This window comes from Exiguobacterium sp. BMC-KP (assembly GCF_001275385.1).
Taxonomy (GTDB): Bacteria; Bacillota; Bacilli; order Exiguobacteriales; family Exiguobacteriaceae; genus Exiguobacterium_A.
Map to the genome: position 1 here is coordinate 1 of NZ_LGIW01000017.1, position 26551 is coordinate 26551.

The window sequence follows — 26551 nt, forward strand, 5'->3', positions numbered from 1 at the left end:
GAACGCCGAAAGTAGTTGGGGGCTTCCCCCTGTGAGGATAGGACGTTGCCAGGCACTTGACCGATCTGCAGATTGCAGGTCGGTCTTTTTGTGTAATCATTTTAGATGAAAAAGGAGTGTTTTCATGAAACGCGAACTTCCTATTGTACATGCACTTCAGCGTCACTTAGATCGAACGCCGATCTCATGGCATGTTCCTGGACATAAAAATGGAACACTGACATCTTTGCCAGACTTTTTTAAATGGGATGTTACAGAATTACCGGGTCTAGATGATTTTCATCATCCAGAAGAAGCCATAGCTGATGCGGTTTCTTTATTGCGACAGGTTTATAATGCACAAGCAAGTTATTTTCTCGTAAATGGCTCTACTGTTGGGAACTGGGCGATGCTTGCAGCTACAGCAACAAGAGGAGAGCGCGTTTATGTACAGCGTAATTCGCACAAATCCGTTTTTAATGCGTTGGAATGGCTCGGTATTGAACCAATATTTCTTGAACCTGACATTCATGAGGAAACAGGAATTAGCGGGCATGTTTCACGTGAAACATTAAAGGAAGCGTTTACGAAATATCCAGGAGGGGTTGGCGTTTTTATAACCTCTCCAACGTATTACGGAGAAGCAGCTGATATTGCATCGCTGATTGAGTTAACGATGTCATTTGGTATTCCTTTGCTAGTGGATGAAGCACACGGCGCTCATTTTGGAAATTCGTTTGGTGTTCGCTCTGCTTTTGAACTAGGCGCAACTGCCGTCGTTCAGTCTGCTCATAAAACACTTCCCGCTCTGACAATGGGAGCGTGGATGCACGAACGATTTACGGAAGACATGAGAAGAAGGTTAAAGCGCGCGCTACAAGCGTTTCAAACATCGAGTCCTTCTTATTTACTAATGGCTTCGTTAGATTACGCACGTTTCTATCGAGAACAGTGGACAGTTGAAATCATGTCAGATATTCAGAGTAGTCACGATGCGTTTGTACAGAAACTTCAACGCTTCGACCATCTAACAGTCATTCGTTTTGACGATTGGTCACGGATGACACTAACGTATGAAGGATATACAGGAGACGCTTTGTTACAAGCGTTACGAATGGTCCAGCTCGATGCAGAGTTTGCCCTAGGAGATCATGTCGTATGTATTTTGCCACTACGTCGTTTGTCAAAGACTGAGCAGGAGGACTGGATAAATCGCGTCGAACGAGCTATTCAAAATATGAAATTAGAAGGAATTCCCTCGAAAAGGTATATCGAGCAATCAATTATGGGTAAAATACAGGTATCTGCTTTAGCTTGTTCTTATGAACAGTTAGAACAAGCAACAGGTACGTTCCGTCATCTGGATGAGTGTATCGGTCACGTTTCACTAGAAACGATTATTCCGTACCCGCCAGGCATCCCGTTAATCGTCAGAGGAGAGTGCATCACGGCGGAACAGGTATTACGTTTACGACATTATCAAACCGTAGCCGTTCATTTGCAAGGGGGCGAACAATTGCAACACGGAGCGTTACGCGTCATAGAGGAAGGGTTTGAAGTATGAAAGGTACGTTCATTACTGTCGAAGGACCGGATGGTGCCGGTAAAACGACACAACTGCAATTGCTTGGCGAGGTGTTAAAGGAAAAGGGATATAACGTCATGACAACACGAGAACCAGGTGGCACACGTGTTGGGAACGAAATTCGTTCGTTGATTCTAAATCCTGTTTTTGAAGAGATGACAGAGATGACGGAAATTCTATTGTATGCAGCGTCTCGCGCTCAACATGTCGAAGAATTGATTCGACCAGCATTAGAAGCTGGAAAGATTGTCTTATGTGATCGATTCGTGGATGCATCACTTGCTTATCAAGGATATGGTCTCGGGCACCCGATTGATCTTGTCCGTCAAATCAATGCTTCTGCAACAGGCGGATTAGCGCCAGACCGGACATATCTATTTGATTTAAAAGTCTCGGATTCTAAAAAACGAATGATGGATCGGGGAGCACTTGATCGAATCGAGCAACGAGACGATGCGTTTCGTGCCCGTGTCTATGAAGGCTTTCAACAGATTGCTGCGTCTGACTCGGAACGGGTACAGATCGTACAAGCTAATCGATCGATTGAAACGATTCATCTGGAATTAGTGGAAGATGTCATGACGTATTTAAAAGAAAGGGAGAGATTCTCATGAAAATGGTCATTACGATTGTTCAAGATAAAGATAGCCTGCGTTTGGCGGAAGCACTTGTCGAGCATGATTTCCGAGCGACAAAACTGGCAACGACAGGTGGTTTCCTAAAAGAAGGGAATACGACGTTCATGATTGGTGTTCAAAGTGAACGTCTTGACGATCTTTTACGATTGATTAAAAAGAATTGTTCGAGTCGTGAACAGATGGTATCTCCGATTTCGCCCATGGGTGGTCATGCGGATTCTTATATCCCGTATCCTGTTGAAGTCCAAGTCGGTGGGGCGACGGTCTTCGTCTTACCAATTGAAGGGTTTCATCAATTCTAATGCAGACGTTTCATGAACTAGAGCAGACACAATCGGTCATTTCGACGATTCTTCAAAACTCGTTACGTAACGACCGAATCAATCACGCTTATATCTTCACCGGAGACTATGAGCCGCTTCTACTTGAAGCGGCTCACTTGTTCGCAAAGAGCCTTTTTTGTGAGGCGCCGGTCGATGTAGAGCCATGTGGTGTCTGTCGTAGCTGTCGGCGGATGGAAAGTGGTAACTTGGTCGATTATTATGAAATCGAACCAGATGGCGCAACCATCAAAAAAGAACAGATTCAGCAATTGATGCATGATCTCTCACTCCGAGGACTCGAAGGAGATCGTCAAATTTATGTTATTACTCAATCGCATAAGATGACACCTCAGGCAGCAAACAGCTTGCTGAAGTTCTTTGAGGAGCCAGGTGAAGGGAAAGTTGCCTTATTATTGACGAACCAACCTCAACTTCTTTTGCCGACGATTCGATCGCGGGGACAGTTATTAAGTTTTCGCCCAGCGGATCGTCAAATGATTGGAGCTGTTTTATCTGAGAAAACGGGACGGGACCACGAGTTGACGCAACTTGCGGCTCGCGTCTATCCAAAAGTCGAGGATGCGGAAGAAGCATTGCTCGAAGACTGGTTTGTAAATGCGCGAGCGTCAGTGTTACAATTGATGGAGGAATTAGCGAATCGTCCGGCTGATTTACCGCTGTTCGTACAAGAGAAATGGATGGGACAATTCAAGAACCGTCAGGATGTCCGAATCGGTCTTGAACTCGTCACTTGTTTCTTCGAGGATGTCTTACGTCTGAAACTGAATCCGGCGTGGGAAGGTATGACCTATACGAATAGTAAACCCCAACTTGAACAGATGGGATCCAAGAGCCAGACGACGATCACCCGCTGGTTGCAAGCTGTGCTTGCTGCAGTCCGACGGGTCGAAGCGAATGTTAATCCCCAATTAACAGTTGAGCGTCTCATGTTTGACTTACAGAAAGGGTAGAGCGACATGCTAGAAGTAGTAGGCGTTCGCTTTAAAGAAGCGGGCAAAATTTATTATTTTGCACCTGGACAAGAGTCATTATCACGAGGACAAGCAGTCATCGTTGAGACGGTACGGGGCATTGAATATGGCGAAGTGGTTATCGCCGATAAACAAATGGACGAAGAAGATGTGGTGTTACCACTGAAATCCATTCTTCGAATTGCTGACGATAAAGATGCAATGATCGTCCGCGAAAATAAAGTCGCAGCGCTTGATGCGCATGCGGTATGTGTCGAGAAAATCCGCGAACATAAACTCGATATGAAATTGGTCGATGTCGAGTACACGTTTGACCGCAATAAGGTCATCTTCTATTTCACGGCTGAAGGACGTGTCGACTTCCGTGAGTTGGTGAAAGATTTAGCGGCTGTCTTCCGGACGCGCATCGAACTCCGTCAAATCGGTGTTCGAGATGAAGCGAAGTTACTGGGAGGCATTGGTCCGTGTGGTCGTGTCTTATGTTGTTCGTCTTTCCTCGGTGAGTTCGAGCCAGTCTCGATCAAGATGGCAAAAGATCAAAATCTCTCATTGAATCCGACGAAGATTTCAGGCGTATGTGGACGGTTGATGTGCTGTCTGAAATACGAGAACGATACGTATGAAGAGATGCGTCGTGACTTGCCGGATTACGGAAAACGTTTGACGGTACCTGAAGGCGAAGGACGCGTCGTTGGATTGAACATTCTCGATCAAGTCGTTCAAATCGAGCTGAAAGATCGTTCCCGCGTCTTAACGTATTCGATGGAAGAACTATTGTCCGTCGGTGCCGTAAAACCAAAACGACCAAAAGAATAACGGGGTGCATACGCGTGGAGAGAGTCGATAAAAAAGAAATCATTACGCGTGTCGATGCGATTGAGCAACAGATTCATTTGCTGACTGAGCATCTGAGCGTGTTAAAAGATCAGCTAGCTTACATGATGGAAGAAAACCAACACCTGTACCTGGAAAATCATCATCTTCGGGAAAAAGTCGAACGTGATGAACAACAGCCGGTCACGGAAGCCGAAGAAGCGGAAGCGGGCGTCGGCGCAGGCTACGATAATCTCGGACGTTTGTATCAGGAAGGATTCCACATCTGTAACTTGCATTATGGACAAGTACGAAAAGACGGTGATTGTCTCTTCTGCTTATCCATGTTAACGAAACATTGAGAGGCTGACTTCTACATGAGTCAGTCTTTTTTTCGGAAAGGAAGGCATCACATGTTTGAACTATTACCAGACGAACGACTTGATTACCTCTTAGGACAAGAAGGGAAAATCATTCAAAGTCCATCCGTCTTTTCCTATTCACTCGATGCGGCACTGCTCGCACGGTTTGCATGGGTTCCAATTCAACAGGGACGGATTGCTGATCTCTGTTCTGGAAACGGTGCGATCCCACTCTTTTTGTCTTACCGGACGAAAGGGCAGATCACGGGTCTTGAGATTCAACCGCGACTAGCGGAGATGGCACGACGTAGCATCCACTTGAATGAGCTGAACGATCAAATCGAGATGATTGAAGGCGACGTGAAAGAAGCGGGAGCGCGTCTCGGATACGGGATTTATGACGCGGTCACGTGTAACCCACCCTATTTTTTAGCAAACGAGACATCGAATCAAAACCAGAGTGAACATTATACGATCGCGAGGCATGAAGTTCTATGTACGCTCGAAGACTGTATCCGCGGTGCAGCTGATTTATTGAAGCAAGGCGGAAAAGCAGCGTTCGTCCATCGTCCGGAACGATTGCTCGATATTGTTACCTTGATGCGGACCTATCGTCTTGAACCGAAGCGGATGCAATTGATTTATCCAAAAGCAGGTAAAGAAGCGAATATGCTGTTGATCGAAGGAATCAAGGACGCAAAACCTGGGCTGAAGGTCCTTCCACCCTTCATCGTCTATGAAGCAGATAATTCGTATGCCGCACAGATGAAGGAACTATTCGATGTCTGAGCATGCGGTCTATATCGTCCGTTGCCAAGATGATACGTACTATACAGGTTACGCAGTGGACGTCACGCAACGAGTTGCGACACATAATGCAGGCAAGGGTGCAAAGTATACGCGTGCCCGTCTGCCGGTCGTGCTCGTACATCAGGAGGCATTCGCGACGAAGTCAGAGGCAATGAAGCGGGAATATGCGATTAAACAATTAACACGTTCACAAAAAGAACGGCTGATTCAAGGAGGAAGCTCATGAAAGCGACGAGTAGCTATCAACAGCAAGGAACAGGACTCTATATCGTCCCGACACCAATCGGTAATTTAGAAGACATGACATACCGGGCCGTCCGAATCTTGCAGGAATCGGATATCGTCGCAGCAGAAGATACACGCCAGACGATGAAACTATTTCGGCATTTTTCAATTGAGACGAAACTTGTCAGTTACCATGAACATAATAAACAAACGAGCGGAGAACGACTACTCGCCGATTTGCAGTCAGGAAAACAAATCGCTCTCGTCTCAGACGCCGGTATGCCCGGTATCTCGGACCCAGGAAGTGATTTGATTCGCCAAGCGATCGCAGCCGACATTCCTGTCATCGTTTTGCCGGGTGCAAATGCTGCGTTAACGGCGCTTGTTGCATCGGGTCTATCGACAGAACGCTTTTTGTATTACGGCTTTTTACCACGGAAGAAAAAAGAACGGCGCGAAGAGTTGGAGCAAGTGAAATACGAAAAGGGAACACTCGTCTTTTATGAAGCACCGCATCGATTGAAAGAGATGTTGCAAGGAATCGAAGAAGTACTTGGTGATCGCCACGTGACGTTAGCTCGGGAATTAACGAAACGGTATGAAGAATACATTCGTGGAAGTGTGAGTGAATTACGCGCTTGGGCAGCAGAAGACGTTCGGGGCGAGTTCGTCGTTCTCGTTGAAGGATCAAACGAAGATCGACCGGATGCGGTCATCCAAGAGAGTGATCCACTCGAGCAAATCCGCCGGTATATCGAAGAAGGCGAAAAGCCGAATGCGGCGTTGAAGCGTGTGGCGAAGGAGCGCGGACTGGATCGTCAGGAATTGTACCTCGCGTTTCACGAAGCAGATTAAAAAAAGGAAGCCCCGTCTGGAGCTTCCTTCGTTGTTTATTCGTTGCTTGCGTAATGACGATCGAGGAAATCTTTTAATTCAACGAGAACGCGTTGTGCGCCATCTGGTGAAAGAATCAACTTACCATCAGCCAATTTAAAGTTATCTTCTGATACTTCACCTGTAACTTGGCAAGTCATGTTTGGTTTATATTTTTTAAGGATGATCTGTTCGTTATCGACATAGATCTCGAGGGCATCCTTTTCTGCGATTTGAAGTGTACGGCGTAATTCGATTGGAATTACGACACGACCGAGCTCGTCTACTTTACGTACAATACCTGTTGATTTCATTTTGTTGTTCCTCCTTTGATGTCATGGATCTCTTTTTCTTTTGAAAAATCGTCAAAATTCGACATCGTTTCTATAGAATGTAGAATACTAGACTTTCCAAAAGTAGTCAACCAATCTGAATAGCTTGAAATCAAAATGTCATTTATTTCTCAAAAACCCCATATTTGAAACGATTTATTAATACATTTTCCCTTTTTTAAGGAAATGAAACTATAGAGTGTGTTTTTTTGTAATTTGATGTCTGATGTCAAAAAATGTTTTGATTCGACAAAATACGAGTTTCGACATCAGCCCCGTAACAGCGTATAATAGCCTATAATGAAGATGGAAATCAGAGAACGGAGGAATAACATGGCAAACACATTTTACATCACGACTCCAATTTATTATCCAAGTGCAAAACTACATATCGGTCACGCATACACGACGGTGGCTGGAGATGCAATGGCACGATACAAACGACTTCAAGGATTTGATGTCCGGTATTTGACTGGTAGTGATGAGCATGGTCAAAAGATCCAGGAAAAAGCAGCAGAAGCGGGCATCTCGGAACAGGCATTCGTTGATGGTGTCGTTGAGCAGATTAAAGTCTTATGGGATCGTCTCGACATCTCGTACGACGATTATATTCGGACGACAGAACCACGTCACAAGAAAGTCGTCGAAAAAGTATTTGAGACACTCCTGGAATCAGGCGATATCTACTTAGGTGAATATGAAGGTTGGTATTCGATTCCCGATGAGACGTATTATACAGAATCACAACTTGTCGACGGGAAAAGTCCTGACAGTGGACACCCGGTCGAACTTGTTCGCGAAGAATGTTATTTCTTCCGGATCAGCAAATACGCGGACCGTCTGCTTGAGTACTTCGAAGCGAATCCGTCGTTCATCTTGCCGGAATCACGCAAACACGAGATGATCAATAACTTCATTAAACCAGGTCTGCAAGACTTAGCAGTCTCACGGACGACATTCAACTGGGGTGTACAAGTCCCATCGAATCCAAAACATGTCGTCTACGTCTGGATCGATGCGTTGACGAACTATATCTCTTCACTTGGTTACGGTACAGACGATCATGGTAACTTTGATAAGTACTGGCCAGCAGATGTTCATCTCGTCGGAAAAGAAATCGTTCGTTTCCATACGATCATCTGGCCGGCACTCTTGATGGCGCTTGACCTCCCATTACCGAAGAAAGTCTTCGCGCACGGCTGGTTGTTGATGAAAGATGGAAAAATGTCGAAATCAAAAGGGAACGTCGTCGATCCAATTCCATTGACGGATCGTTATGGTCTTGATGCGCTTCGTTATTACCTGTTACGGGAAGTACCATTCGGTTCGGACGGTATGTTCACACCAGAAGCCTTCGTTGAGCGTATGAACTATGATTTAGCGAACGATCTCGGGAACTTACTCAACCGGACAATCGCGATGGTCACGAAATACTTTGACGGTGAGATCCCTGCTTATACAGGCAACGTGACACCGTTTGATGCGACGCTCTCGGATCTTGCGAAAGAAACAGTCACGAAAGTCGAAGCATCGATGGAACATATGGAATTCTCTGTCGTTCTGTCGAACATTTGGCAATTGATCAGCCGCGCAAACAAATATATCGATGAGACACAACCGTGGGTTCTTGCAAAAGACGAAACGAAAACGGTCGAACTCGGTTCGGTCATGGTGCATCTCGTCGGCGTCCTGCGTCACGTCGCAATCATGTTACAACCGTTCATGACGCGTTCGCCAAAAGAAATCTTTACGCAACTCGGTCTCTCAGGACAAGCGATGGACTGGGCAGCTCTTGAGAAGTTCGCAGATATCACACCGGGAACAAAAGTCGGTACAGCTACACCGATCTTCCCGCGTCTTGACGTTAAAGAAGAAGTCGAAGCAATCGTTGATATGATGCGTCAAGCTTCTGCTGCGCGTGTCGAGGAAGAAGAAGTTGAAGAGGCGGATGAAGACGTTCGTCCAGAAACGACGATTGATGTCTTTGACCAAATCGAATTACGTGTCGGTGAAGTTGTGACGGCTGAAAAAATCAAGAAGGCGAAAAAACTACTGAAGTTACAAGTCGATATGGGCAAAGAAACACGCCAAATCGTTTCAGGTATCGCACAGTGGTATGAGCCAGAAGATTTAGTCGGACGGAAGGTCATTGTCGTGGCGAACTTAAAACCGGTCACGTTACGTGGCGAACTCTCACAAGGAATGGTCCTTGCTGCTGAAAAGGCAGGAAAACTTGAACTCGCGACGGTTCCATCAACGATGGCAAACGGCGCAAGTGTAAAATAAAACCGATGCCTGTGGACTTCATGTCACAGGCATTTTTTTAAAGAAGGAGTCGAATAGATATGTTAATCGATACACACACCCATTTAAATGCAGACCAATTTGCAGACGATGTCCATGAAACAATCGAGCGAGCACGCGCGAACGGTGTTTCACCGATGATTGTCGTTGGATTCGACCATAAGACGATTGATCGTGCGATGGAACTCGTCGAAGCGTATGACGATCTCTATGCAGTCATCGGTTGGCATCCCGTCGATTCGATTGACTTTGATGAAGAAGCCTATCAAAAGGTTGAACGGTTGATGGACCATGAAAAAGTCGTCGCACTTGGAGAAATCGGTCTCGACTATCACTGGGATACGTCGCCGAAGGATGTACAGCAGGAAGCTTTCCGGAAGCAGATCCGTCTTGCGAAGCAGAAAAAGAAGCCAATCGTCATCCATAACCGGGAAGCGACGGAAGATACATTACGAATTCTCGAAGAAGAGGATGCAAAAGAAGTCGGTGGTATTTTGCATAGCTACAGTATGAGTGCTGAATTATTACCGCGTTGCCTGGCGATGAACTTCTACATTTCACTTGGTGGACCTGTTACGTTCAAAAACGCGAAGATGCCAAAACGTGTTGCCCAAGAAGTACCGCTCGATCGTTTACTCGTTGAAACGGATTGTCCTTACCTGACACCAACACCACACCGTGGCAAACGTAACGAGCCGGCCTACGTGCGATTCGTCGCAGAAGAGATTGCCCAACTACGTGGCATGATGTACGCCGACGTCGAAGCAGCAACGACTGAAAATGCAAAACGAGTCTTCCGTTTGCCATGATGCGTTCTCTGACATTCACAACAATTGGATTCAGCCTATTATTTATTGCAGCACTCATCTACGGAATGATGGATCATCCGCAAACCGTGACTGTCTTGATTGATGGGCGAGAACAGCAAATTGAAACGACAGCCAATTCCGTTTATGGCGCGCTCGAAGAAGCTGGCATTACGACGCGGGACAATGATGTGATTGAACCGGCGCTTAGTGCCGATTTGCCGAAAAAACGACTAATCGTCATTCAGCGGGCAAAAGAAATCACACTGATCATGGGGTACGGAGAGTCACGTCGCGTTCGAACGCAAGCACGCCAAGTGAAGGATTTGCTTGCGGAACGAGGTATCAAGAAAGCAGATACCGATGATATCTATCCGTCATCTGACGCTGTCTTAACGAACGGAATGACAGTTCGGTACCGGGAAGCGTTTCCCGTTGATCTCGTCGTCGGTGGAAAAGCACGACAAATCTATACGTATGAGACGTCAGTCCGGGAATTATTAGCACGGGAAGGCGTTCGGCTCCAAAAGGAAGACCGAGTTGCACCGGATCCGGACACTCGTGTAACAGAAGGAACGATGATCACAGTTAATACGACCCGACGTGCGACATTGACTCAGGATCAACTCGTCCCGTTTGAGATTGAAGAGGTGGAAGACCCGACTCTACCGGAAGGCGAGCAACTGGTGACGACATCTGGTCGTCCAGGTGTCCGAACGAAGAAGTATCAATTGACGCTCGCTGACGGTCTCAGTAAAGAGAAAAAGCTGATTGGTGATCAAGTGACACAGACACCCGTCAAACAAGTCGTCAAAGTGGGGACAAAACCAGTCGAGAAATCTACCGAAGCACCTGTCTTTAACGAAGAGCAAGCGACGAATCCACTAACTGAAACACCAAAAGCGGATGCGGACCTTGATTTTTCAAGTGCGAAGAGTTTGATGGTCGAAGCAACAGCGTATACGAACGACCCAGCTTCAAACGGTAGTCGTTTGTACGATGGTCGTGCGTTGACAGCGACAGGATATGACGTGACCGATACGATTTCATATCAAGGATTGCCGATCATCGCGGTTGATCCGAAAGTCATTCCACTTGGAACGAAGGTCTACGTCGAAGGAATTGGTCTAGCAATTGCCCTTGATACAGGTGGAGCCATTAAAGGCAATAAGATTGACGTTTTAGTCGATGGTGAACAAAAAGCGAAGACGTTTGGTCGAAAACAACTACAAGTCTGGGTCATTCCTGGTGCAACGGAAGCGGACACGTGACGCTTCCTTGTTTTTTTCGTGGAAACAGGTACAATTACGAGAGTGTTTGAAGAAGGTGGAGAGATCATGCGGAAACGCTTAAAAGAAGTCATTGTCGTCGAAGGACGGGATGATACGACACGATTACAAGAAGTCTTTGATGTCGATACAATTGAAACGAACGGCTCAGCCGTTAATGAACAGACGATGCAACGGATCGAGAAAGCACTCGAACGTCGTGGTGTCATTATTTTCACGGATCCTGATTTTCCGGGAGACCGCATCCGTGCGCGGATCAATGAACGCGTGCCAGGTTGTAAACATGCCTATCTTCCCCGTGCTCAAGCAAAGGATAAACGAGGGAAAATCGGTGTCGAACATGCCTCACCAGCTGCGATTGAAGAGGCGCTTGCTGCTGTCTATGAGACGGAAGAAGCACCGGTTGCGGAAGTGACACGTGAGATGATCTTAGCAGCTGACCTGATTGGTGGACCAGCAGCCTCGATCCGTCGTCGTCGTCTCGGTCAGATTCTTGCAATTGGTGAACCGAATGCGAAACAACTCGTGAAGCGCGTCGCATCAATCCGGATTACGCGCGCAGAATGGGAAGCCGCTCTGAAACAACTAGAGGAGGAAGAAGTTTGAAAGACATTGCTACATTGCACCGGACGAAAGAAATTTTAGCGAAACATGGCTTTTCGTTTAAAAAATCGTTAGGGCAAAACTTTTTAATCGATTTAAATGTATTAGGAAATATTGTTGGAGCAGCTGGGTTAACACCTGATAGCGGCGTACTCGAGATCGGACCGGGAATTGGATCGTTGACGGAACAATCGGCGAAACAGGCGAAAAAAGTCGTTGCTCTTGAAATCGATCAGCGGTTGTTACCGATTCTTGACGATACGCTTTCACCGTATCCCCATACGAAGGTCATTCATGGTGATGCCCTCGAACTCGATCTTTCGACGATCGTTGCTGAGGAGTTTACGCAAGAAGGCATTACTGATATTGCCGTTGTGGCGAACCTCCCGTATTACGTCACGACACCAATCATCATGCGGATTCTCGAAGCGAAAGCACCGTTTCGGACGCTTGTCATGATGATTCAAAAGGAAGTCGCTGAACGGATTGGAGCAAAACCTGGAACGAAAGCATACGGTTCTTTGTCGATTGCGATCCAGTACTATGCGGAAGCTGAAGTCTGCTTTACGGTTCCAAAACAAGTCTTCATTCCAGCACCGAATGTCGACTCGGCTGTCATCCGTTTGAACATTCGAAAAGAGCCAGCGGTACAGACACAAGATGAGGCTCTCTTCTTTGAGATCGTCCGAGCAAGTTTTGCACAACGTCGGAAAACGATTTTGAACAATTTGACGACGCACTTCGGGAAGACGGAAAAAGCGGCTGTCGAAGAAGCATTACTAGAAGCTGGAATTGAACCACGTCGCCGTGGAGAAACGCTCAGCCTGCAGGAATTCGCACAGTTAGCGGATGCACTTTTGCCAATTAAAAAACGTTGACGGATACGATTAGAACAGATATAATATTTCCCCTTTCTAATATTTATTTAATATGCTATAATAAATATTAGTGAGGTGAAGCGTATGCCAAAGACGTTGAACGAAATCAGACATGTTTTCGAAACACATGTTGGTGAAAGACTGACGCTAAAAGCAAGCGGCGGTCGTAAAAAGGTCGTAACCCGAATCGGAACGCTCGTTGAGACGTATCCTTCGGTGTTTGTAGTCAAGCTAGACGCAGAGCGCCACAATGTCGAGCGAGTTTCTTATAGCTACGCCGACGTGCTAACAGACTCCGTACAAATCGAATTTGCGAATTCGTAAACTTACCTTCCGAAGCGGACAAAATGTTCGCTTCTTTTTTTGTGGAAAGGTTGATACAATTCCTACAGGAAACGAACTAGAGGAGGAACGGCACGATGACGATTATTGTAAAGGCTCCGGCCAAAATCAACCTAGTCCTGGATGCGACGGCAAAGCGCCCGGACGGCTATCATGATGTACATATGGTGATGACGACAGTCGATTTGGCAGACCGTCTCGAGTTGACGGAGCTTCCGTCAGGAGAAATTCGGATGAATGCCCAACACGCCTATGTCCCGAATGATGAACGTAATCTTGCTTATAAAGCAGCGGCGATTCTAAAAGAAAAATATGACGTCAAGACAGGGGTCGAGATTTTCTTAGAAAAACATATTCCGGTCGCAGCCGGACTAGCTGGTGGATCAAGTGATGCAGCAGCAACGTTACGCGGCTTAAACGATTTGTGGCAACTCGGCTTGACACTTGAAGAGTTGGCGGAGGTTGGTGCAGCGGTTGGATCCGATGTGCCATTTTGTGTCATGGGTGGAACGGCGATCGCAACCGGTCGCGGCGAAAAACTTGAGAAACTTGTCTCGCCACCGCCATGCTGGGTCGTTCTCGCAAAACCGACGATCGGTGTTTCGACAGCCGATGTCTACGGAGCGCTTGACCTGAACACAGCAAAACGTCCGAACGTCGAAGCGATGATTGACGCCGTGAAAGAACAAGATTTCCAAGCGATCTGTCAATCACTCGGTAACGTTCTTGAATCGGTTACGTTACCGATGCACCCGGAAGTCGAGCAAATCAAGGAGTTCATGGCAAGTTGTGGTGCAGAAGGTGTCTTAATGAGCGGAAGTGGTCCAACCGTCTTTGCTCTGACAGAACACGAGAATCGGGCACAACGTCTCTATAATGGATTACGAGGCTTTTGTAATGAAGTCTACGTCGTTCGTCTTTTAGGCGAAAACCATTGATAATATCCGTATGAAAATGATATATTCACTATTGAATATTCGGAATTACGGAGAGGTGGAACTAAACAAATGAAAATTCGGAGAAGTGGTCGGTTGGTTGACATGACACGGTACTTGCTTGACCATCCCCATCATCTCGTCTCATTGACGATTTTTGCAGAGCGCTATAAATCGGCGAAATCTTCAATTAGTGAAGATTTAGATATTGTCAGTGAGATGTTAGAACATGAGGGAACGGGGCGCCTTGTCACTGTTCCAGGTGCTGCAGGTGGCGTCATGTTCATCCCGACGTGGAGCAGTAAAAAGGCGTTACCGTTCATTGACGATCTATGTGAACGTGTTGCACGTCCGGATCGACTGTTACCGGGAGGATATCTCTATTTGACAGACTTACTCGGGGACCCGAAGATGGTCAAACAGATGGGGCAAGTATTTGCGTCTGTCTTCAGTCAAAAGAAAGTTGATGTCGTCATGACGATTGCAACGAAAGGGATTCCGCTTGCTTATGCAGTCGCAGAGCAACTTGGTGTGCCGTTCGTCATCGTGCGTTCGGATAGTCGCGTCACGGAAGGTTCAACGGTCAGTATCAACTATGTCTCGGGTTCTTCAAAAGCGATCCGGACGATGGCACTGGCACGTCGGAGCTTACCTCGTGGAGCGAATGTTTTATTGATTGATGATTTCATGAAAGCCGGCGGAACGATTCGCGGGATGATGAGTCTCTTGAGCGAGTTTGAAGCAAAAGTCGCAGGCGTTGGTGTCTTGATCGAGGCAGAAGGTGCTGAGAAAAAGATGGTCAATGAATATGTCAGCTTAATGAAATTAGCAGACGTCGACGTTGATCTTGGTCAAATTCAGGTCAAGCGTGGCAACGTAGACCATTACTTCTCAGAAGTCGAGACTACCTGAAATTGACAGTCGCATGGATTGTAACTATACTGTAATTATCAAACTTTTGGAAATTATGCGTAAAAAGATTGGGAAAGACTAAACCTTTATTTGTTTTAAGCCGTAAGTAGAAGTAGACAACGAAGAGTTGTGACAACGGTTAAAGGGGTGCGGACAAAATGAACGTTACGGACGTTAAAATTCGTCGCGTCGTGGCAGAGGGTCGAATGAAAGCACTTGCCTCTATTACGCTCGACCACGAATTCGTGGTACATGATTTGCGTGTTATCGAAGGGAACAGCGGTCTTTTCGTTGCCATGCCAAGCAAACGAACGCAAGAAGGTATCTTCCGGGATGTCGCTCATCCAATCAATGCATTAATGCGAAAAAAGGTCGAAGATTCAGTACTCGAAGCCTATGCGGCCCGTGAGGATCAAGAAGAAGGCATTGGATACGAAGTCTCTTCTGTCCAAACGACAGATCACGTATAAGAAAAAAGACAGGTTTTCTCTTCTTGGGAAAAGCTGTCTTTTTTCGCGTTTTTTCCTCTTCTCCGTTCTGTCCCATCATTGAATAACGATGCTATTTTCGTTATAGTTGGAACGAGTGTACTATTTCAGAACGAAATCAACACTAATTTACGTGGAGGAGCGACAAGGATGAATCATTTCGCGGTAATTCTAGCAGCGGGTAAAGGAACTCGGATGAAATCGAAGCTTTACAAAGTACTTCACCCAGTCGCTGGGAAACCTATGGTACAGCACGTCGTCGATCAATTAGCGACGCTCGGCGTCAAGCGACAGGTCGTCATCGTCGGTCATGGTGCAGAATCCGTCAAAGAAGTGCTTGGCACATCGGTGGAATACGCACTTCAAAGTGAGCAGCTAGGCACAGGTCATGCTGTTCAAATGGCAGAACCCGTACTTGGGAACGAACAAGGAGCAACTCTCGTCGTCTGTGGCGATACACCACTCTTGACGAGTGAGACACTGGCTTCATTGCTTCAACATCATACGGAGACAAACGCAAAAGTGACTGTTTTGACGGCACTTGCTGACGATCCAACTGGTTACGGACGAATTGTTCGTGGTGAAGATGGAAACGTCTCGAAAATCGTCGAGCATAAGGATGCGAATGCAGAAGAACTCGCGATTCGAGAAATCAATACAGGCACGTACGTATTTGATAACGAAATGCTGTTCGCGACGCTGAAACAGGTTAAGAATGACAACGCACAAGGTGAGTATTACTTACCAGATGTGATCGAACTTGCAAAAGCAGCAGGCGAAACAATTGCAGCTTATGCGGCACCTACGTTTGAAGAGACAATCGGTGTTAACGACCGCGTCGCACTGGCGCAAGCGGAAACGTCAATGCGTAAGCGGACGAATGAGTACTGGATGCGTCAAGGTGTCACTTTCGTTGATCCATCTTCGACGTATATCGGACCGGACGTTACGATTGGTTCAGATACCGTTCTCTATCCGGGTACACAGTTACTTGGTCACACCGTCATTGGTTCAGAATGTACGATTGGTCCGAACTCGGATATCCGCGATAGTGAAGTGGCTGATGGCGCAATTGTTCGTCAATCAGTTGTCACGGATAGCAAGATCGGTCCGACGGCGCAAGTCGGTCCATTCGCGCATTTACGTCAACAAGCAGTACTTGGTGCAAACACACGCGTTGGAAACTTTGTTGAGATCAAGAAATCAACGTTTGGCGAAGGTAGCAAATCAGCACACTTGAGCTATGTCGGAGATGCAACGATCGGCGACAACGTCAATCTTGGTTGTGGATCAATCACGGTCAATTACGATGGGAAAAATAAATTCCAGACGATCATTGAGGACGATGCCTTTATTGGCTGTAACGTCAACTTGATCGCACCGGTCACGGTCGGCAAGAATGCCCTTGTTGCTGCCGGATCAACCGTCACAGATGATGTACCGGAAAACGGTCTCGCGATCGCACGGGAACGTCAAACGACGAAACCTGATTATCGTTAATTCATTACTTGTCGCTCTACTCGTCTAAACCCAAACAAATGGAGGCCACCTACACATGTCTACTGTCTTAGAACATGAAATTCGTATTTTCGCACTCAACTCGAACAAACCATTGGCAGAGGAAATCGCTAAAGTCATCGGAATCCCGGTGAGCGAAAGTTCAGTCAAACACTTCAGTGATGGCGAAATTTCGATGAACATCGAAGAAAGTGTTCGAGGGGATGATATTTACATCATTCAATCGACAAGCCAACCAGTCAACGAAAACCTGATGGAACTTCTCATCATGATCGATGCACTGAAACGGGCGTCTGCACGGACAATCAACGTCGTCATCCCGTATTACGGTTATGCGCGTCAAGACCGCAAAGCACGTTCACGTGAGCCAATCACGGCGAAACTCGTTGCGAACTTGCTTGAAGTAGCAGGGGCGACACGCGTCGTGACGATGGATCTCCATGCAGCACAAATCCAAGGGTTCTTCGATATTCCAGTAGATCAGTTGATGGGTGTACCGCTTCTCGCTTCATACTTCGAGAAAAAGAACATCGATCCAAACGAACTCGTCATCGTTTCTCCAGACCATGGCGGTGTCACACGGGCACGTAAATTAGCAGAACAATTAAAAGCACCAATCGCGATCATCGACAAACGCCGTCCGAAACCGAACGTCGCAGAAGTCATGAACATCGTTGGTCAAGTCGATGGCAAGATTGCCATCATCATTGATGACATCATCGATACAGCAGGTACGATTACACTTGCAGCGAACGCTTTGATCGAAAACGGAGCGAAACAAGTCTATGCATGTTGTACACACCCTGTTCTTTCGGGTCCAGCAATGGAACGGATCGAGAACTCAGCAATCGAAGAACTTGTTGTCTTGAACACGATCGATTTGACGCAACGCGAATGTGCAAGTAAAATCAAACAAATCTCTGTGGCACGCTTGCTTGCAGAAGCAATCATCCGTGTACACGAACAGAAATCAATCAGCCCGCTCTTCAGCTGATTGATTGATGCATACGAACGACGTGGTCCGGTTTATTGAAATCGGACCCTTGTTCGTTTACTTTTTTAATAGAAATGAGGAATCGATATGAAATGTATCGTCGGATTAGGAAATCCCGGGGCAAAGTATGCAAATACACGCCACAACATCGGTTTTCTTGCGATTGATGCTTTAGCAGAGAAGCACGGGATCAAGCTCTCAGAATCGAAGTTTAAGGCCCTCTTCGGAACGGGAATGATAAACGGAGAGCGTGTCGTACTCGTGAAGCCATTGACGTATATGAACTTATCAGGTGAAGCGGTTCGACCGTTGCTTGATTTTTATAAAATTGCGGTAGAAGATGTTCTCGTCATCTATGATGATTTAGATCTACCACTTGAGAAACTACGCTTACGTTCAAAAGGTAGTGCTGGTGGTCATAACGGCGTCAAGTCGTTAATCCAGCATCTTGGTACACAGGAAATCAAGCGTCTCAAACTCGGCGTCGGTCGACCACCGGCACCAATCCAAGTCATCGACTGGGTATTGATGAATTTTTCGAAGGCGGAACAAGGAAGCTTGCAACATGTACTCAATGCGTCTGTCGATGTAGCGACGGACTTCATAGACACACCGTTTCTTGCTTTGATGAATCGGTATAACTGAACGCAACGCTTTGGGGTTCCAAAGCGTTTTTGCTGTCGTGTTTTAGGAGGAAGAAGATGAAACAATTACAAGAACTTTTACTAGCGATTCCTGAAATCAAGACGGTTCGGGAACGCTTCCGAGATGGTGTCAATGCACAGTTGATTACTGGTTTGATGAATAGTGGAAAAGCACTGTTCGTCGCCGGTATTTATCAGGAGACGAAACGTCGATTCGTGCTCGTGACGCATAATATGTTCCAAGCACAGAAGTTATACGATGATTTGATTGAACTCGTACCAGAAGAAGACGTCATGCTGTATCCGGTCGACGAGACGTTAGCGGCGGAACTCTCCTACGGGGCAAGTCCGGAATTACGGGCAACGCGGATCGAGACACGGCATCGCTTGTTGACGACGGACGATGGAATCCTGATCATTCCGCTCGTTGGTTTACGTCGATACGTTCCGGATGCACAGACGTTCTTATCACACGTCAAACAAGTGAAACCGGGCGATATCTTATCGATTCCAGACTTCGTCCAAGACTTAGTCGATGCTGGATATGAACGGACAGCGACCGTGACGACACCAGGTGAATTTGCTGTTCGCGGAAGTATCATCGATATCTATCCACTCACAGTCGAACGTCCGTACCGGCTCGACCTATTTGATGAGGAAGTCGATTCAATCTATACATTCGATGCGGAGACCCAACGCTCGCTTGGTGTCGTCGCAGAAGCGTGTTTGATGCCAGCAGCTGAACACTTTGCGACGAAGGATCAGTTGAAGGACGCGGGTGAAAAAGTCCGTCGTCTCTATGAAGCAACGAAAGAGCGCGTCCAAAGTACGGAAGTCCTTGCGGCACTCGAAGAAGGAATCGCCTATGACGTCGAGTTGTTAGAAAACGGCGATCAACCGAAGCAGTTTGCGAAGTATGCACCAATCCTCTACACGTCGACCTTACGTCAAGACGTGACGGGCAGTGTCTTGATCGTCGATGAAGTCGCACGTGTTGAAGAAGCGGCAGAAGTTCAGGATGCAGAAGAAGCGGAATGGATGGCATCGCTCATTGAACGCGGCCAAAGCGTCAGTGATTATGTCCTGTCGGTTCCAATGGCACATGTCTTTGAAGGGCAACCGTTATTGTATCTCTCGCTGCTACCGACACGCCGGAGCGGTGTACCGGAAAGTGCAGCAATCCATTTCAGTATCAAACCAATTGCACCATTCCATGGTCAGATGGAACGCTTGAAGCAAGAAGTCGAACGGTATCGCCGTGCCGATATGTGGATGGTCTTCTTAGCGAGTAACCGGGAACGTGCCGAGCGGATGCGCCAAACGTTATCTGATTATGGGGTTGAAGCCTCGATCGTAACGAAAGAAGGCATCACCCGTGGTCAACCCGCGATCCTAATTGGCGGAATTCATGGTGGATTTGAAATGACGAATGCACGTCTCGTCGTCATCACGGAAGAGGAAGTCTTCAAACAACCAGCGCGCCGCCGGAAGCAGACGACGAAGCTGACGAATGCTGAACGGATCAAGAGTTACCAGGAATTGAAGACGGGTGATTACGTCGTCCATATTCATCACGGGATTGGTCGATACCATGGTATCAAGACGATTGATGTAGCCGGTAATCATCAGGATTATCTCCATCTCGTTTATGCGGGAGAGGACTCCTTGTATGTCCCTGTCGACCAAATCGACTTGATTCAAAAGTATGTCGGGGCTGAAGGAAAAGAGCCGAAGATCTATAAACTCGGCGGGACGGAATGGAAAAAGGTCAAAGCGAAGGTTCAAAAATCGGTCGAAGATATCGCCGATGAGTTGATTAAGCTCTATGCGGCTCGTGAAGCGGCCGTCGGTTTTGCGTTCCCAGAGGACGATGATAACATGCAGGCGTTTGAAGCTTCGTTCCCGTACGAGGAAACGGTCGATCAATTGCGCTCGATCGCTGAGATCAAGAAAGATATGGAACGTCCGCGTCCGATGGATCGTCTCTTGTGTGGCGACGTCGGGTACGGGAAAACAGAAGTAGCGATTCGTGCAGCCTTTAAAGCAGTCATGTCTGGAAAACAAGTCGCGTTGCTCGTACCGACGACCGTTCTTGCGCAACAGCACTATGAAACGATGCTTGAGCGATTCAGTGAATGGCCGATTCGTGTGTCGGTCATGAGCCGGTTCCGTTCGCCAGCAGAATTAAAAGCGACGAAACAAGGATTAAAAGAGGGAACAATCGATGTCGTCGTCGGGACACACCGTGTGCTGTCAAAAGACGTCCAGTTCGCTGATATCGGTTTGTTAATCATTGATGAAGAGCAGCGATTCGGAGTTAAACACAAAGAACGTCTGAAACAGTTGAAGACGAACGTCGACGTCTTGACGTTGACAGCAACACCGATTCCGCGGACATTGCACATGTCGATGATCGGGATTCGCGATCTTTCGGTTCTTGAGACACCACCTGAAAACCGTTACCCGGTCCAGACGTATGTCATGGAATACGACGGGATCGTCATGCGGGAAGCACTCGAACGGGAACTCGGGCGTGGTGGACAAGCATTCTTCCTGTATAACCGTGTCGAAGGCATCGAGCGAAAGGCAGAAGAGATTCGCGCACTCGTCCCGGAAGCGCGGATTGTCACGGCTCACGGTCGAATGACGGAAACCGAACTCGAAAGTCAGCTAATCGCCTTCTTCGAAGGAGATGCCGACGTCCTTGTCAGTACGACGATCATTGAGACAGGAATTGATATCCCGAACGTCAATACGTTGATCGTTCATGACGCTGATCAAATGGGCTTATCGCAGCTTTATCAATTACGTGGTCGTGTCGGTCGATCAAGTCGCGTCGCCTACTCATACTTTACGTACCGTCCGCAAAAACGATTGACGGAAGTTGCAGAAAGTCGTCTGCAGGCGATAAAGGAGTTTACGGAGCTCGGTAGCGGCTTTAAAATCGCAATGCGTGACTTATCGATTCGTGGTGCTGGGAACTTACTCGGTTCGCAACAATCTGGATTCATCGATTCTGTTGGTTTCGATCTCTATTCACAGATGCTTGCAGAAGCAGTCGAAGAGCGGAAAGAACGGATGAAAGGTAAAAAACGCGTTCAGAAATTCGTTCCTGAGTTCACGTTCAGCCTTGATGCCTATATTCCATCACACTACATGACGGACTCCGAGCTAAAAATCGAGTTCTACAAACGTTTGAAATATGTGGATACCGTTGATAGTCTCGAACAACTCGAAACGGAAATGCTCGAACGTTTCGGTGAGTTCCCAGATGAAGTCGCGCGTTTGATCCAGTTGACACGAATGCGTATTTTCGCTGAACGGGCACGTGTCGAGCGTGTTAAACAAACCGAACCGAAAATCGAAATCGTCTTGTCACTCCAATCAACACAACAACTCGATGTGGCAGACTTCGTTAAATGGACCGTTCCACTGGGACGTGGTCTAGGTATGGGACAACAAGAGCAGAAACTCGTCTTAACTCTGAACCGCAACAAACAGTCGACGCAACAGATGACGATGCAGGCAGAACAATTACTGGCGGAACTTGATCGCCGGCTCGTCGCGCGATGAATAAACGAACGATTGCCCAAGGCGCAGCATTACTTGCGATCTCTAGTTATATCTCGAAATTACTCAGCTTCTTTTACCGGATTCCGTATCAGAATCTTGCCGGTGACTTTGGACTGTATGTCTATCAGACCGTCTATCCGTTATTTGCGATTGCGGCAGCGCTCGGCATTTATGCGCTGCCTGTCATCGTGGCGAAATTGACGCTTCACCACCCAGATGAGAAACGAGAAGTTCTCTGGTCGATTTTTTATGTCTTACTTGCCATGACCGTCTTTTTCGGGGTGCTTGGTTGGTGGATCGCCCCGACACTTGCCGGATGGTTTGGGGATAACAAACTCGTCGTTCCCTTGCGTGCAGTGACGTGTACGTTTTACTTACTGCCCGTGATTGCCGTTCTACGAGGCATGTTTCAAGCAGATCTTGAGATGCGACCGACTGCCGTATCCCAAGTCTCTGAAAATGCCGTTCGCGTCGGACTGATGTTGCTCGTGACCTATATCGGTGTCTCGATGCAGGCAGATCCTTACTGGATTGGTGCGAGTGCTCATTTAACGGCGATCGGCGGCAGTGTGGTTTCGTTATTCGTTTTATTGCGTTTTGCGAAAGGAAAGATCGGTCGTCCTGTGTTTTCAAGTGTTCACGTACGACGGGTCGGTAAGGTGCTCGTGACAAGCGGTGTGGCAGTTAGTATCGCGTCACTTGCCTTATTGTTGATGCAATTGATCGACGGGTTGACGTTCGTCAATCTACTTGGCAATACGACGGAGACGAAAATCGAAAAAGGGGTCCTCGATCGTGGATACCCATTATTGCAATTTGCGATTTTATTTGCGACATCAATGAGTCTTGCGAGCGTTCCGTCCTTATCGACCGCATATCGAAAGCATGATCCACGGATGATGCGTCAACAATTGGAAACGCTGCTCCGTTCCGGTCTGTTGATTGCCGCTGCAGCGACGATCGGTTTAATGGGTGTGATGCGTCCGCTCAATATTGCGTTATATCAAAATGACGAAGGAACAGTAGGGTTGATTTGGCTCGCAGCGACGTCATTTGCTGCTTCGATCGCGATGATGATTGTCTCTTGTCTGCAGTCAGTCGATGCCGAAAAATATGCGCTCGTCGGTGTTCTTGTCGGATTAGGGGCGAAGCTCGCTCTGAATCTCTATTTCATTCCCCGATATGGTATGATCGGGGCGGGTATGGCGACATTTGGCGGTTTTGCCGTCATGGCGGCGGCTCAGTGGATTTTATTGAATCGGAAGTTCGGTCGCGTATCAGCAGGAAACACATTTTATCGCCGACTGATCTTACCTGTGCTTGCCATGAGTGTGTTTCTGTATCTGATCGAAACGTTCTTTCAGCTATTTGAGCTTGAGACACGAATCGGTGCGGCACTCGAAGTCGGCGTCCTTGTCGTCGGTGGTGCCATCATTTACGGCAGTATGGCGTTACGCGTCCGGACATTAACAGCACAAGAGTGGGCGTTATTGCCTTTAGGAGATAAGTTATATCAGATGTACCAACGTAGGAGGAGCATATGACACACCGAATTACGATCGTCGGCCTTGGCGTCGGCGAACTGGAACAATTGCCATTCGGCATCTATCGATTATTAAAAAATACGACACAACCTGTCTATTTACGGACAATGGATCATCCGGTCGTTTCAGAACTCGCAGCAGAGGGAATGAACTTTACATCATTTGACTCGGTTTACGAACGACATAGTCGGTTTGAAGATGTATACACAGAAATCGTCGAGGAATTGCTTTACCTTTCTGAAACGACGGACATCATCTACGCCGTTCCAGGACATCCATTAGTCGCTGAGAGTACCGTGCAACAGTTGTTACAACGGACAGACAATGTCGATGTCGTAGGGGGACAAAGTTTTCTCGATCCGATGTTCGCAGCCCTTGGCGTGGATCCGATTGAAGGATTCCAGTTACTTGATGCAACAGCGTTTGCCGTTGATGAAGCACAGATTCGTCAACATCTGCTGATTGGACAAGTCTATGATGCGCTTGTCGCAGGTGATTTAAAGGTCCAGTTGATGGAACGGTATCCGGATGAACATTTGGTCACTCTTGTCACAGCAGCAGGTACAAGTCAGCAAACCGTTCAAAACGTACCGTTGTATGAACTCGATCATGTGACGACGCTCAGTAACTTAACGACGGTCTATGTACCACCGGTTACGGATGAGCAGACGTTGAATCGCGACTTCTCGACCTTAAAAGAGATTATCGCTCGTTTACGTGGCGAAGGTGGGTGTCCGTGGGATCAAGAGCAAACTCATGAGTCCTTAAAACGGCATTTAATCGAAGAATCTTACGAATTACTGGAAGCCATCGACCTTCAGGACGATAATTTAATGATAGAAGAGCTAGGAGATGTCCTCTTACAGGTCATGCTCCACGCACAAATTGGTTTAGATGAAGGTTATTTTGATATTCGAGACGTCATCGGAAGCGTCAGTGATAAGATGATTCGTCGTCATCCGCATGTTTTCGGGGAAACGACTGTCGATTCTTCAGAAGATGTCGTTTCGAACTGGCAAGACATCAAAGCGCAAGAAAAACCAGAGCGGACTTTCTTGCTTGATGGTGTGACAAAAGGAGCACCTGCTTTGATGCGGGCAGAAGCTATTCAAAAGAAAGTGGCGAAAGTCGGTTTTGAGTGGGAAGACGTCGAGGGGGCACTTGAAAAAGTGATCGAAGAGTTACGTGAATTGAAAGAAGCAGCACTAGAAGAACGACTCGGAGAATTCGGAGACGTCCTGTTTTCGATGGCACTCGTCGGAAAATACCTCGGTCTATCGGCAGAAGAGGGATTACAACGAACGAACGATAAATTCATTCGCCGTTTTACACGGATGGAACAACTAGCGGATCGACCGCTCGTTGAGATGACGCTTGAAGAACAAGATTTACTCTGGCATCAAGCGAAGCAGGAGGAACAGTCATGAGACTTGATAAATTTTTAAAAGTGTCGCGTCTGATCAAACGACGGACGCTTGCGAAAGAAGTCGCCGATCAAGGGCGTATTACGATCAACGGTAATGTAGCAAAAGCAAGTAGTACCGTAGCAGCAGGTGATGAGATGACGATACGGTTCGGAAATAAGATCGTCACAGTTGCTATATCGAGCATTAAAGAACATGCGAAAAAAGAAGAAGCATCTGATATGTATGAGATCATCCGTGAAGAAAAGGTGAATTCCGAAGAATCGATGTGATTTACCGGAAAAAGGAAGTATACTAAGAGTGTCAGGGATGACCACTCAGAAAGAGGAGGGATGATATGCCAACACCGCTCGAATCGGGGCGTCCTACGCCAAAGATCAAGCCGCTCAATGACCGCAAGAAGCAATTGAGTCAGAATGCCATCGAAAACCGTCGACGTCTCAAAAATCGCTTTTTCCTGTGTCTGACCGTCTTTTTGCTCATCTTTTCCCTCATGGGGTGGTCATACATGGAAAAACGGCAATTGATCGCAGAACAAAAGCAGTCATTTCAAGTAGCTGAACAAGAGCAGACAAAAGCGAAAAAAGAAACGGCTCGTCTGAAAGAAGAAATCAGTCGTCTCAATGATAAAGAATATGTGGCGAACCTAGCTCGAAGTGAGTTGCTCTATTCGAAAAAAGGGGAAACGATCTTCTACTTTTCACCTGAAGACTAATTGAAGGTTGCCGATTGATTGAAAAAAGAATGAATCACTCGTATAATAAGAAACGAATCAACTAAAAAGGAGCAATACAATTTATGTCGATTGAAGTAGGCAGCAAAGTGCAAGGGAAAGTAACAGGCATCACGAATTTCGGAGCGTTCGTTGAGTTACCAACAGGGAAAACTGGTCTTGTTCACATCAGTGAAGTGGCAGATTCTTATGTTAAGGACATCAATGATGTATTAACGGTCGGTCAAGAAATCACCGTTAAAGTCTTAAGTGTTGAAAACGATGGTAAGATTGGTCTTTCCATCAAAAAAGCCGTCGATCGTCCAGAAGGTGAACGCCCACGTCCGGCACGTCAGTTTGACCGTGGACCACGTCCAGCAGGACAAGATCGCGGACCACGTTCGTTCGATAACAAAGGACCACGTGGAGGCGGTAACCGTGGAGGCTTCAACAAAGGTGGCCGTAACACACCACCACCGCGCAAAGAACAATCGTTCGATACGTTGATGTCTAGTTTCCTGAAAGATAGTGAAGATCGTCTTGCTACATTGAAACGTCAAACGGATTCAAAACGTGGCGGACGCGGCGCAAAACGTCAATAACTTGCTGACCTGTTCTTTATAAGAATAGAGATGGAATGACGCCGTTCATTC

General features: G+C 47.0%; 28 protein-coding genes. 27 read left to right on the forward strand and 1 reads right to left on the reverse strand.

The window, feature by feature from the left end:
- Positions 1-124 precede the first annotated feature (124 nt).
- Genes ADM98_RS16825 through rsmI form a run of 9 tightly spaced genes read left to right on the forward strand, consistent with a single transcriptional unit; the run spans position 125 to position 6582 of the window.
- Positions 125-1543 carry an aminotransferase class I/II-fold pyridoxal phosphate-dependent enzyme gene (locus tag ADM98_RS16825; RefSeq protein WP_053454576.1) on the forward strand — a complete coding sequence of 473 codons (1419 nt, stop codon included), beginning with the start codon at positions 125-127 and terminating at the stop codon, positions 1541-1543.
- Entirely contained in the window at positions 1540-2178 is a 639-nt protein-coding gene (tmk, locus tag ADM98_RS16830) for a dTMP kinase (RefSeq protein ID WP_053454577.1), read from the forward strand. The genes ADM98_RS16825 and tmk overlap by 4 nt, the downstream gene beginning before the upstream one ends.
- Positions 2175-2504, forward strand: a complete 330-nt coding sequence (locus ADM98_RS16835; RefSeq protein ID WP_023466519.1) for a cyclic-di-AMP receptor — start codon at positions 2175-2177, stop codon at positions 2502-2504. Before tmk ends, ADM98_RS16835 begins: the two co-directional genes overlap by 4 nt.
- Positions 2504-3496, forward strand: a complete 993-nt coding sequence (locus ADM98_RS16840) for a DNA polymerase (RefSeq protein WP_053454578.1) — start codon at positions 2504-2506, stop codon at positions 3494-3496. The genes ADM98_RS16835 and ADM98_RS16840 overlap by 1 nt, the downstream gene beginning before the upstream one ends.
- Before the next feature lie 6 nt (positions 3497-3502).
- Complete coding sequence (locus tag ADM98_RS16845; RefSeq protein WP_029343044.1) at positions 3503-4333, forward strand: PSP1 domain-containing protein; 831 nt, start codon at positions 3503-3505, stop codon at positions 4331-4333.
- Between the two features lie 8 nt (positions 4334-4341).
- Entirely contained in the window at positions 4342-4692 is a 351-nt protein-coding gene (yabA, locus tag ADM98_RS16850; RefSeq protein ID WP_119182633.1) for a DNA replication initiation control protein YabA, read from the forward strand.
- 51 nt (positions 4693-4743) lie between these two features.
- Complete coding sequence (locus ADM98_RS16855; RefSeq protein WP_053454579.1) at positions 4744-5481, forward strand: tRNA1(Val) (adenine(37)-N6)-methyltransferase; 738 nt, start codon at positions 4744-4746, stop codon at positions 5479-5481.
- The gene (locus tag ADM98_RS16860) at positions 5474-5728 is read left to right on the forward strand and encodes a GIY-YIG nuclease family protein (RefSeq protein ID WP_053454580.1); all 255 of its coding nucleotides are present in this window, start codon (positions 5474-5476) and stop codon (positions 5726-5728) included. Before ADM98_RS16855 ends, ADM98_RS16860 begins: the two co-directional genes overlap by 8 nt.
- A complete protein-coding gene (gene rsmI, locus ADM98_RS16865; protein WP_053454581.1) occupies positions 5725-6582 on the forward strand; it encodes a 16S rRNA (cytidine(1402)-2'-O)-methyltransferase in 858 nt (285 codons plus the stop codon). The genes ADM98_RS16860 and rsmI overlap by 4 nt, the downstream gene beginning before the upstream one ends.
- A 35-nt stretch (positions 6583-6617) precedes the next feature.
- Here rsmI and ADM98_RS16870 read toward each other — a convergent pair whose 3' ends face one another.
- The gene (locus tag ADM98_RS16870; protein ID WP_023466531.1) at positions 6618-6914 is read right to left on the reverse strand and encodes an AbrB/MazE/SpoVT family DNA-binding domain-containing protein; all 297 of its coding nucleotides are present in this window, start codon (positions 6912-6914) and stop codon (positions 6618-6620) included.
- Positions 6915-7238: 324 nt separating this feature from the next.
- Between ADM98_RS16870 and metG the strand changes: the two genes are divergently transcribed.
- The 18 genes from metG to ADM98_RS16960 all read left to right on the forward strand — a co-directional run bounded on the left by metG (position 7239) and on the right by ADM98_RS16960 (position 26500).
- Positions 7239-9218 carry a methionine--tRNA ligase gene (metG, locus tag ADM98_RS16875; RefSeq protein WP_268760732.1) on the forward strand — a complete coding sequence of 660 codons (1980 nt, stop codon included), beginning with the start codon at positions 7239-7241 and terminating at the stop codon, positions 9216-9218.
- Positions 9219-9277: 59 nt separating this feature from the next.
- A complete protein-coding gene (locus ADM98_RS16880; RefSeq protein ID WP_023466535.1) occupies positions 9278-10045 on the forward strand; it encodes a TatD family hydrolase in 768 nt (255 codons plus the stop codon).
- Complete coding sequence (locus ADM98_RS17700) at positions 10042-11313, forward strand: 3D domain-containing protein (protein WP_053454583.1); 1272 nt, start codon at positions 10042-10044, stop codon at positions 11311-11313. Before ADM98_RS16880 ends, ADM98_RS17700 begins: the two co-directional genes overlap by 4 nt.
- Positions 11314-11379: 66 nt before the next feature.
- The gene (rnmV, locus tag ADM98_RS16890) at positions 11380-11937 is read left to right on the forward strand and encodes a ribonuclease M5 (protein ID WP_023466539.1); all 558 of its coding nucleotides are present in this window, start codon (positions 11380-11382) and stop codon (positions 11935-11937) included.
- A complete protein-coding gene (rsmA, locus tag ADM98_RS16895) occupies positions 11934-12812 on the forward strand; it encodes a 16S rRNA (adenine(1518)-N(6)/adenine(1519)-N(6))-dimethyltransferase RsmA (RefSeq protein ID WP_053454584.1) in 879 nt (292 codons plus the stop codon). The genes rnmV and rsmA overlap by 4 nt, the downstream gene beginning before the upstream one ends.
- Before the next feature lie 84 nt (positions 12813-12896).
- On the forward strand, positions 12897-13136 hold the full coding sequence (locus ADM98_RS16900; protein WP_012368950.1) for a Veg family protein: 240 nt from the start codon (positions 12897-12899) through the stop codon (positions 13134-13136).
- A gap of 95 nt (positions 13137-13231) precedes the next feature.
- Positions 13232-14092, forward strand: coding sequence for a 4-(cytidine 5'-diphospho)-2-C-methyl-D-erythritol kinase (ispE, locus tag ADM98_RS16905; protein WP_053454585.1), 861 nt, complete (start codon positions 13232-13234; stop codon positions 14090-14092).
- Positions 14093-14161: 69 nt separating this feature from the next.
- A complete protein-coding gene (purR, locus tag ADM98_RS16910; protein WP_053454586.1) occupies positions 14162-15001 on the forward strand; it encodes a pur operon repressor in 840 nt (279 codons plus the stop codon).
- 158 nt (positions 15002-15159) lie between these two features.
- Positions 15160-15471: a septation regulator SpoVG gene (spoVG, locus tag ADM98_RS16915; RefSeq protein ID WP_053454587.1), complete on the forward strand. Its 312-nt coding sequence runs from the start codon at positions 15160-15162 to the stop codon at positions 15469-15471.
- A 168-nt stretch (positions 15472-15639) separates the two neighbouring features.
- Complete coding sequence (glmU, locus tag ADM98_RS16920; RefSeq protein ID WP_053454588.1) at positions 15640-16989, forward strand: bifunctional UDP-N-acetylglucosamine diphosphorylase/glucosamine-1-phosphate N-acetyltransferase GlmU; 1350 nt, start codon at positions 15640-15642, stop codon at positions 16987-16989.
- A 55-nt stretch (positions 16990-17044) separates the two neighbouring features.
- The gene (locus ADM98_RS16925) at positions 17045-18001 is read left to right on the forward strand and encodes a ribose-phosphate diphosphokinase (RefSeq protein ID WP_012368955.1); all 957 of its coding nucleotides are present in this window, start codon (positions 17045-17047) and stop codon (positions 17999-18001) included.
- 87 nt (positions 18002-18088) lie between these two features.
- On the forward strand, positions 18089-18646 hold the full coding sequence (pth, locus tag ADM98_RS16930; RefSeq protein WP_023466549.1) for an aminoacyl-tRNA hydrolase: 558 nt from the start codon (positions 18089-18091) through the stop codon (positions 18644-18646).
- Positions 18647-18702: 56 nt separating this feature from the next.
- Positions 18703-22218 carry a transcription-repair coupling factor gene (gene mfd / locus ADM98_RS16935; protein WP_053454589.1) on the forward strand — a complete coding sequence of 1172 codons (3516 nt, stop codon included), beginning with the start codon at positions 18703-18705 and terminating at the stop codon, positions 22216-22218.
- Entirely contained in the window at positions 22215-23762 is a 1548-nt protein-coding gene (locus ADM98_RS16940; protein WP_053454590.1) for a putative polysaccharide biosynthesis protein, read from the forward strand. Before mfd ends, ADM98_RS16940 begins: the two co-directional genes overlap by 4 nt.
- The gene (mazG, locus tag ADM98_RS16945; protein WP_053454591.1) at positions 23759-25189 is read left to right on the forward strand and encodes a nucleoside triphosphate pyrophosphohydrolase; all 1431 of its coding nucleotides are present in this window, start codon (positions 23759-23761) and stop codon (positions 25187-25189) included. Before ADM98_RS16940 ends, mazG begins: the two co-directional genes overlap by 4 nt.
- Positions 25186-25458 carry an RNA-binding S4 domain-containing protein gene (locus ADM98_RS16950; RefSeq protein WP_023466556.1) on the forward strand — a complete coding sequence of 91 codons (273 nt, stop codon included), beginning with the start codon at positions 25186-25188 and terminating at the stop codon, positions 25456-25458. The genes mazG and ADM98_RS16950 overlap by 4 nt, the downstream gene beginning before the upstream one ends.
- 65 nt (positions 25459-25523) lie before the next feature.
- Positions 25524-25901, forward strand: a complete 378-nt coding sequence (locus ADM98_RS16955) for an FtsB family cell division protein (RefSeq protein ID WP_053454592.1) — start codon at positions 25524-25526, stop codon at positions 25899-25901.
- An 83-nt stretch (positions 25902-25984) separates the two neighbouring features.
- Positions 25985-26500 carry a S1 domain-containing RNA-binding protein gene (locus ADM98_RS16960; protein ID WP_035413250.1) on the forward strand — a complete coding sequence of 172 codons (516 nt, stop codon included), beginning with the start codon at positions 25985-25987 and terminating at the stop codon, positions 26498-26500.
- Positions 26501-26551: the final 51 nt, after the last annotated feature.

Excerpts from the sequence above, each read along its gene's own strand:
- ADM98_RS16825 (WP_053454576.1), top strand. The coding sequence starts at position 125 with ATGAAACGCGAACTTCCTATTGTACATGCACTTCAGCGTCACTTAGAT.
- tmk (WP_053454577.1), top strand. The coding sequence starts at position 1,540 with ATGAAAGGTACGTTCATTACTGTCGAAGGACCGGATGGTGCCGGTAAA.
- ADM98_RS16835 (WP_023466519.1), top strand. The coding sequence starts at position 2,175 with ATGAAAATGGTCATTACGATTGTTCAAGATAAAGATAGCCTGCGTTTG.
- ADM98_RS16840 (WP_053454578.1), top strand. The coding sequence starts at position 2,504 with ATGCAGACGTTTCATGAACTAGAGCAGACACAATCGGTCATTTCGACG.
- ADM98_RS16845 (WP_029343044.1), top strand. The coding sequence starts at position 3,503 with ATGCTAGAAGTAGTAGGCGTTCGCTTTAAAGAAGCGGGCAAAATTTAT.
- ADM98_RS16855 (WP_053454579.1), top strand. The coding sequence starts at position 4,744 with ATGTTTGAACTATTACCAGACGAACGACTTGATTACCTCTTAGGACAA.
- ADM98_RS16860 (WP_053454580.1), top strand. The coding sequence starts at position 5,474 with ATGTCTGAGCATGCGGTCTATATCGTCCGTTGCCAAGATGATACGTAC.
- rsmI (WP_053454581.1), top strand. The coding sequence starts at position 5,725 with ATGAAAGCGACGAGTAGCTATCAACAGCAAGGAACAGGACTCTATATC.
- ADM98_RS16870 (WP_023466531.1), bottom strand. The coding sequence starts at position 6,914 with ATGAAATCAACAGGTATTGTACGTAAAGTAGACGAGCTCGGTCGTGTC.
- metG (WP_268760732.1), top strand. The coding sequence starts at position 7,239 with ATGGAAATCAGAGAACGGAGGAATAACATGGCAAACACATTTTACATC.
- ADM98_RS16880 (WP_023466535.1), top strand. The coding sequence starts at position 9,278 with ATGTTAATCGATACACACACCCATTTAAATGCAGACCAATTTGCAGAC.
- ADM98_RS17700 (WP_053454583.1), top strand. The coding sequence starts at position 10,042 with ATGATGCGTTCTCTGACATTCACAACAATTGGATTCAGCCTATTATTT.
- rnmV (WP_023466539.1), top strand. The coding sequence starts at position 11,380 with ATGCGGAAACGCTTAAAAGAAGTCATTGTCGTCGAAGGACGGGATGAT.
- ADM98_RS16900 (WP_012368950.1), top strand. The coding sequence starts at position 12,897 with ATGCCAAAGACGTTGAACGAAATCAGACATGTTTTCGAAACACATGTT.
- ispE (WP_053454585.1), top strand. The coding sequence starts at position 13,232 with ATGACGATTATTGTAAAGGCTCCGGCCAAAATCAACCTAGTCCTGGAT.
- purR (WP_053454586.1), top strand. The coding sequence starts at position 14,162 with ATGAAAATTCGGAGAAGTGGTCGGTTGGTTGACATGACACGGTACTTG.
- spoVG (WP_053454587.1), top strand. The coding sequence starts at position 15,160 with ATGAACGTTACGGACGTTAAAATTCGTCGCGTCGTGGCAGAGGGTCGA.
- glmU (WP_053454588.1), top strand. The coding sequence starts at position 15,640 with ATGAATCATTTCGCGGTAATTCTAGCAGCGGGTAAAGGAACTCGGATG.
- ADM98_RS16925 (WP_012368955.1), top strand. The coding sequence starts at position 17,045 with ATGTCTACTGTCTTAGAACATGAAATTCGTATTTTCGCACTCAACTCG.
- pth (WP_023466549.1), top strand. The coding sequence starts at position 18,089 with ATGAAATGTATCGTCGGATTAGGAAATCCCGGGGCAAAGTATGCAAAT.
- mfd (WP_053454589.1), top strand. The coding sequence starts at position 18,703 with ATGAAACAATTACAAGAACTTTTACTAGCGATTCCTGAAATCAAGACG.
- ADM98_RS16940 (WP_053454590.1), top strand. The coding sequence starts at position 22,215 with ATGAATAAACGAACGATTGCCCAAGGCGCAGCATTACTTGCGATCTCT.
- mazG (WP_053454591.1), top strand. The coding sequence starts at position 23,759 with ATGACACACCGAATTACGATCGTCGGCCTTGGCGTCGGCGAACTGGAA.
- ADM98_RS16950 (WP_023466556.1), top strand. The coding sequence starts at position 25,186 with ATGAGACTTGATAAATTTTTAAAAGTGTCGCGTCTGATCAAACGACGG.
- ADM98_RS16955 (WP_053454592.1), top strand. The coding sequence starts at position 25,524 with ATGCCAACACCGCTCGAATCGGGGCGTCCTACGCCAAAGATCAAGCCG.
- ADM98_RS16960 (WP_035413250.1), top strand. The coding sequence starts at position 25,985 with ATGTCGATTGAAGTAGGCAGCAAAGTGCAAGGGAAAGTAACAGGCATC.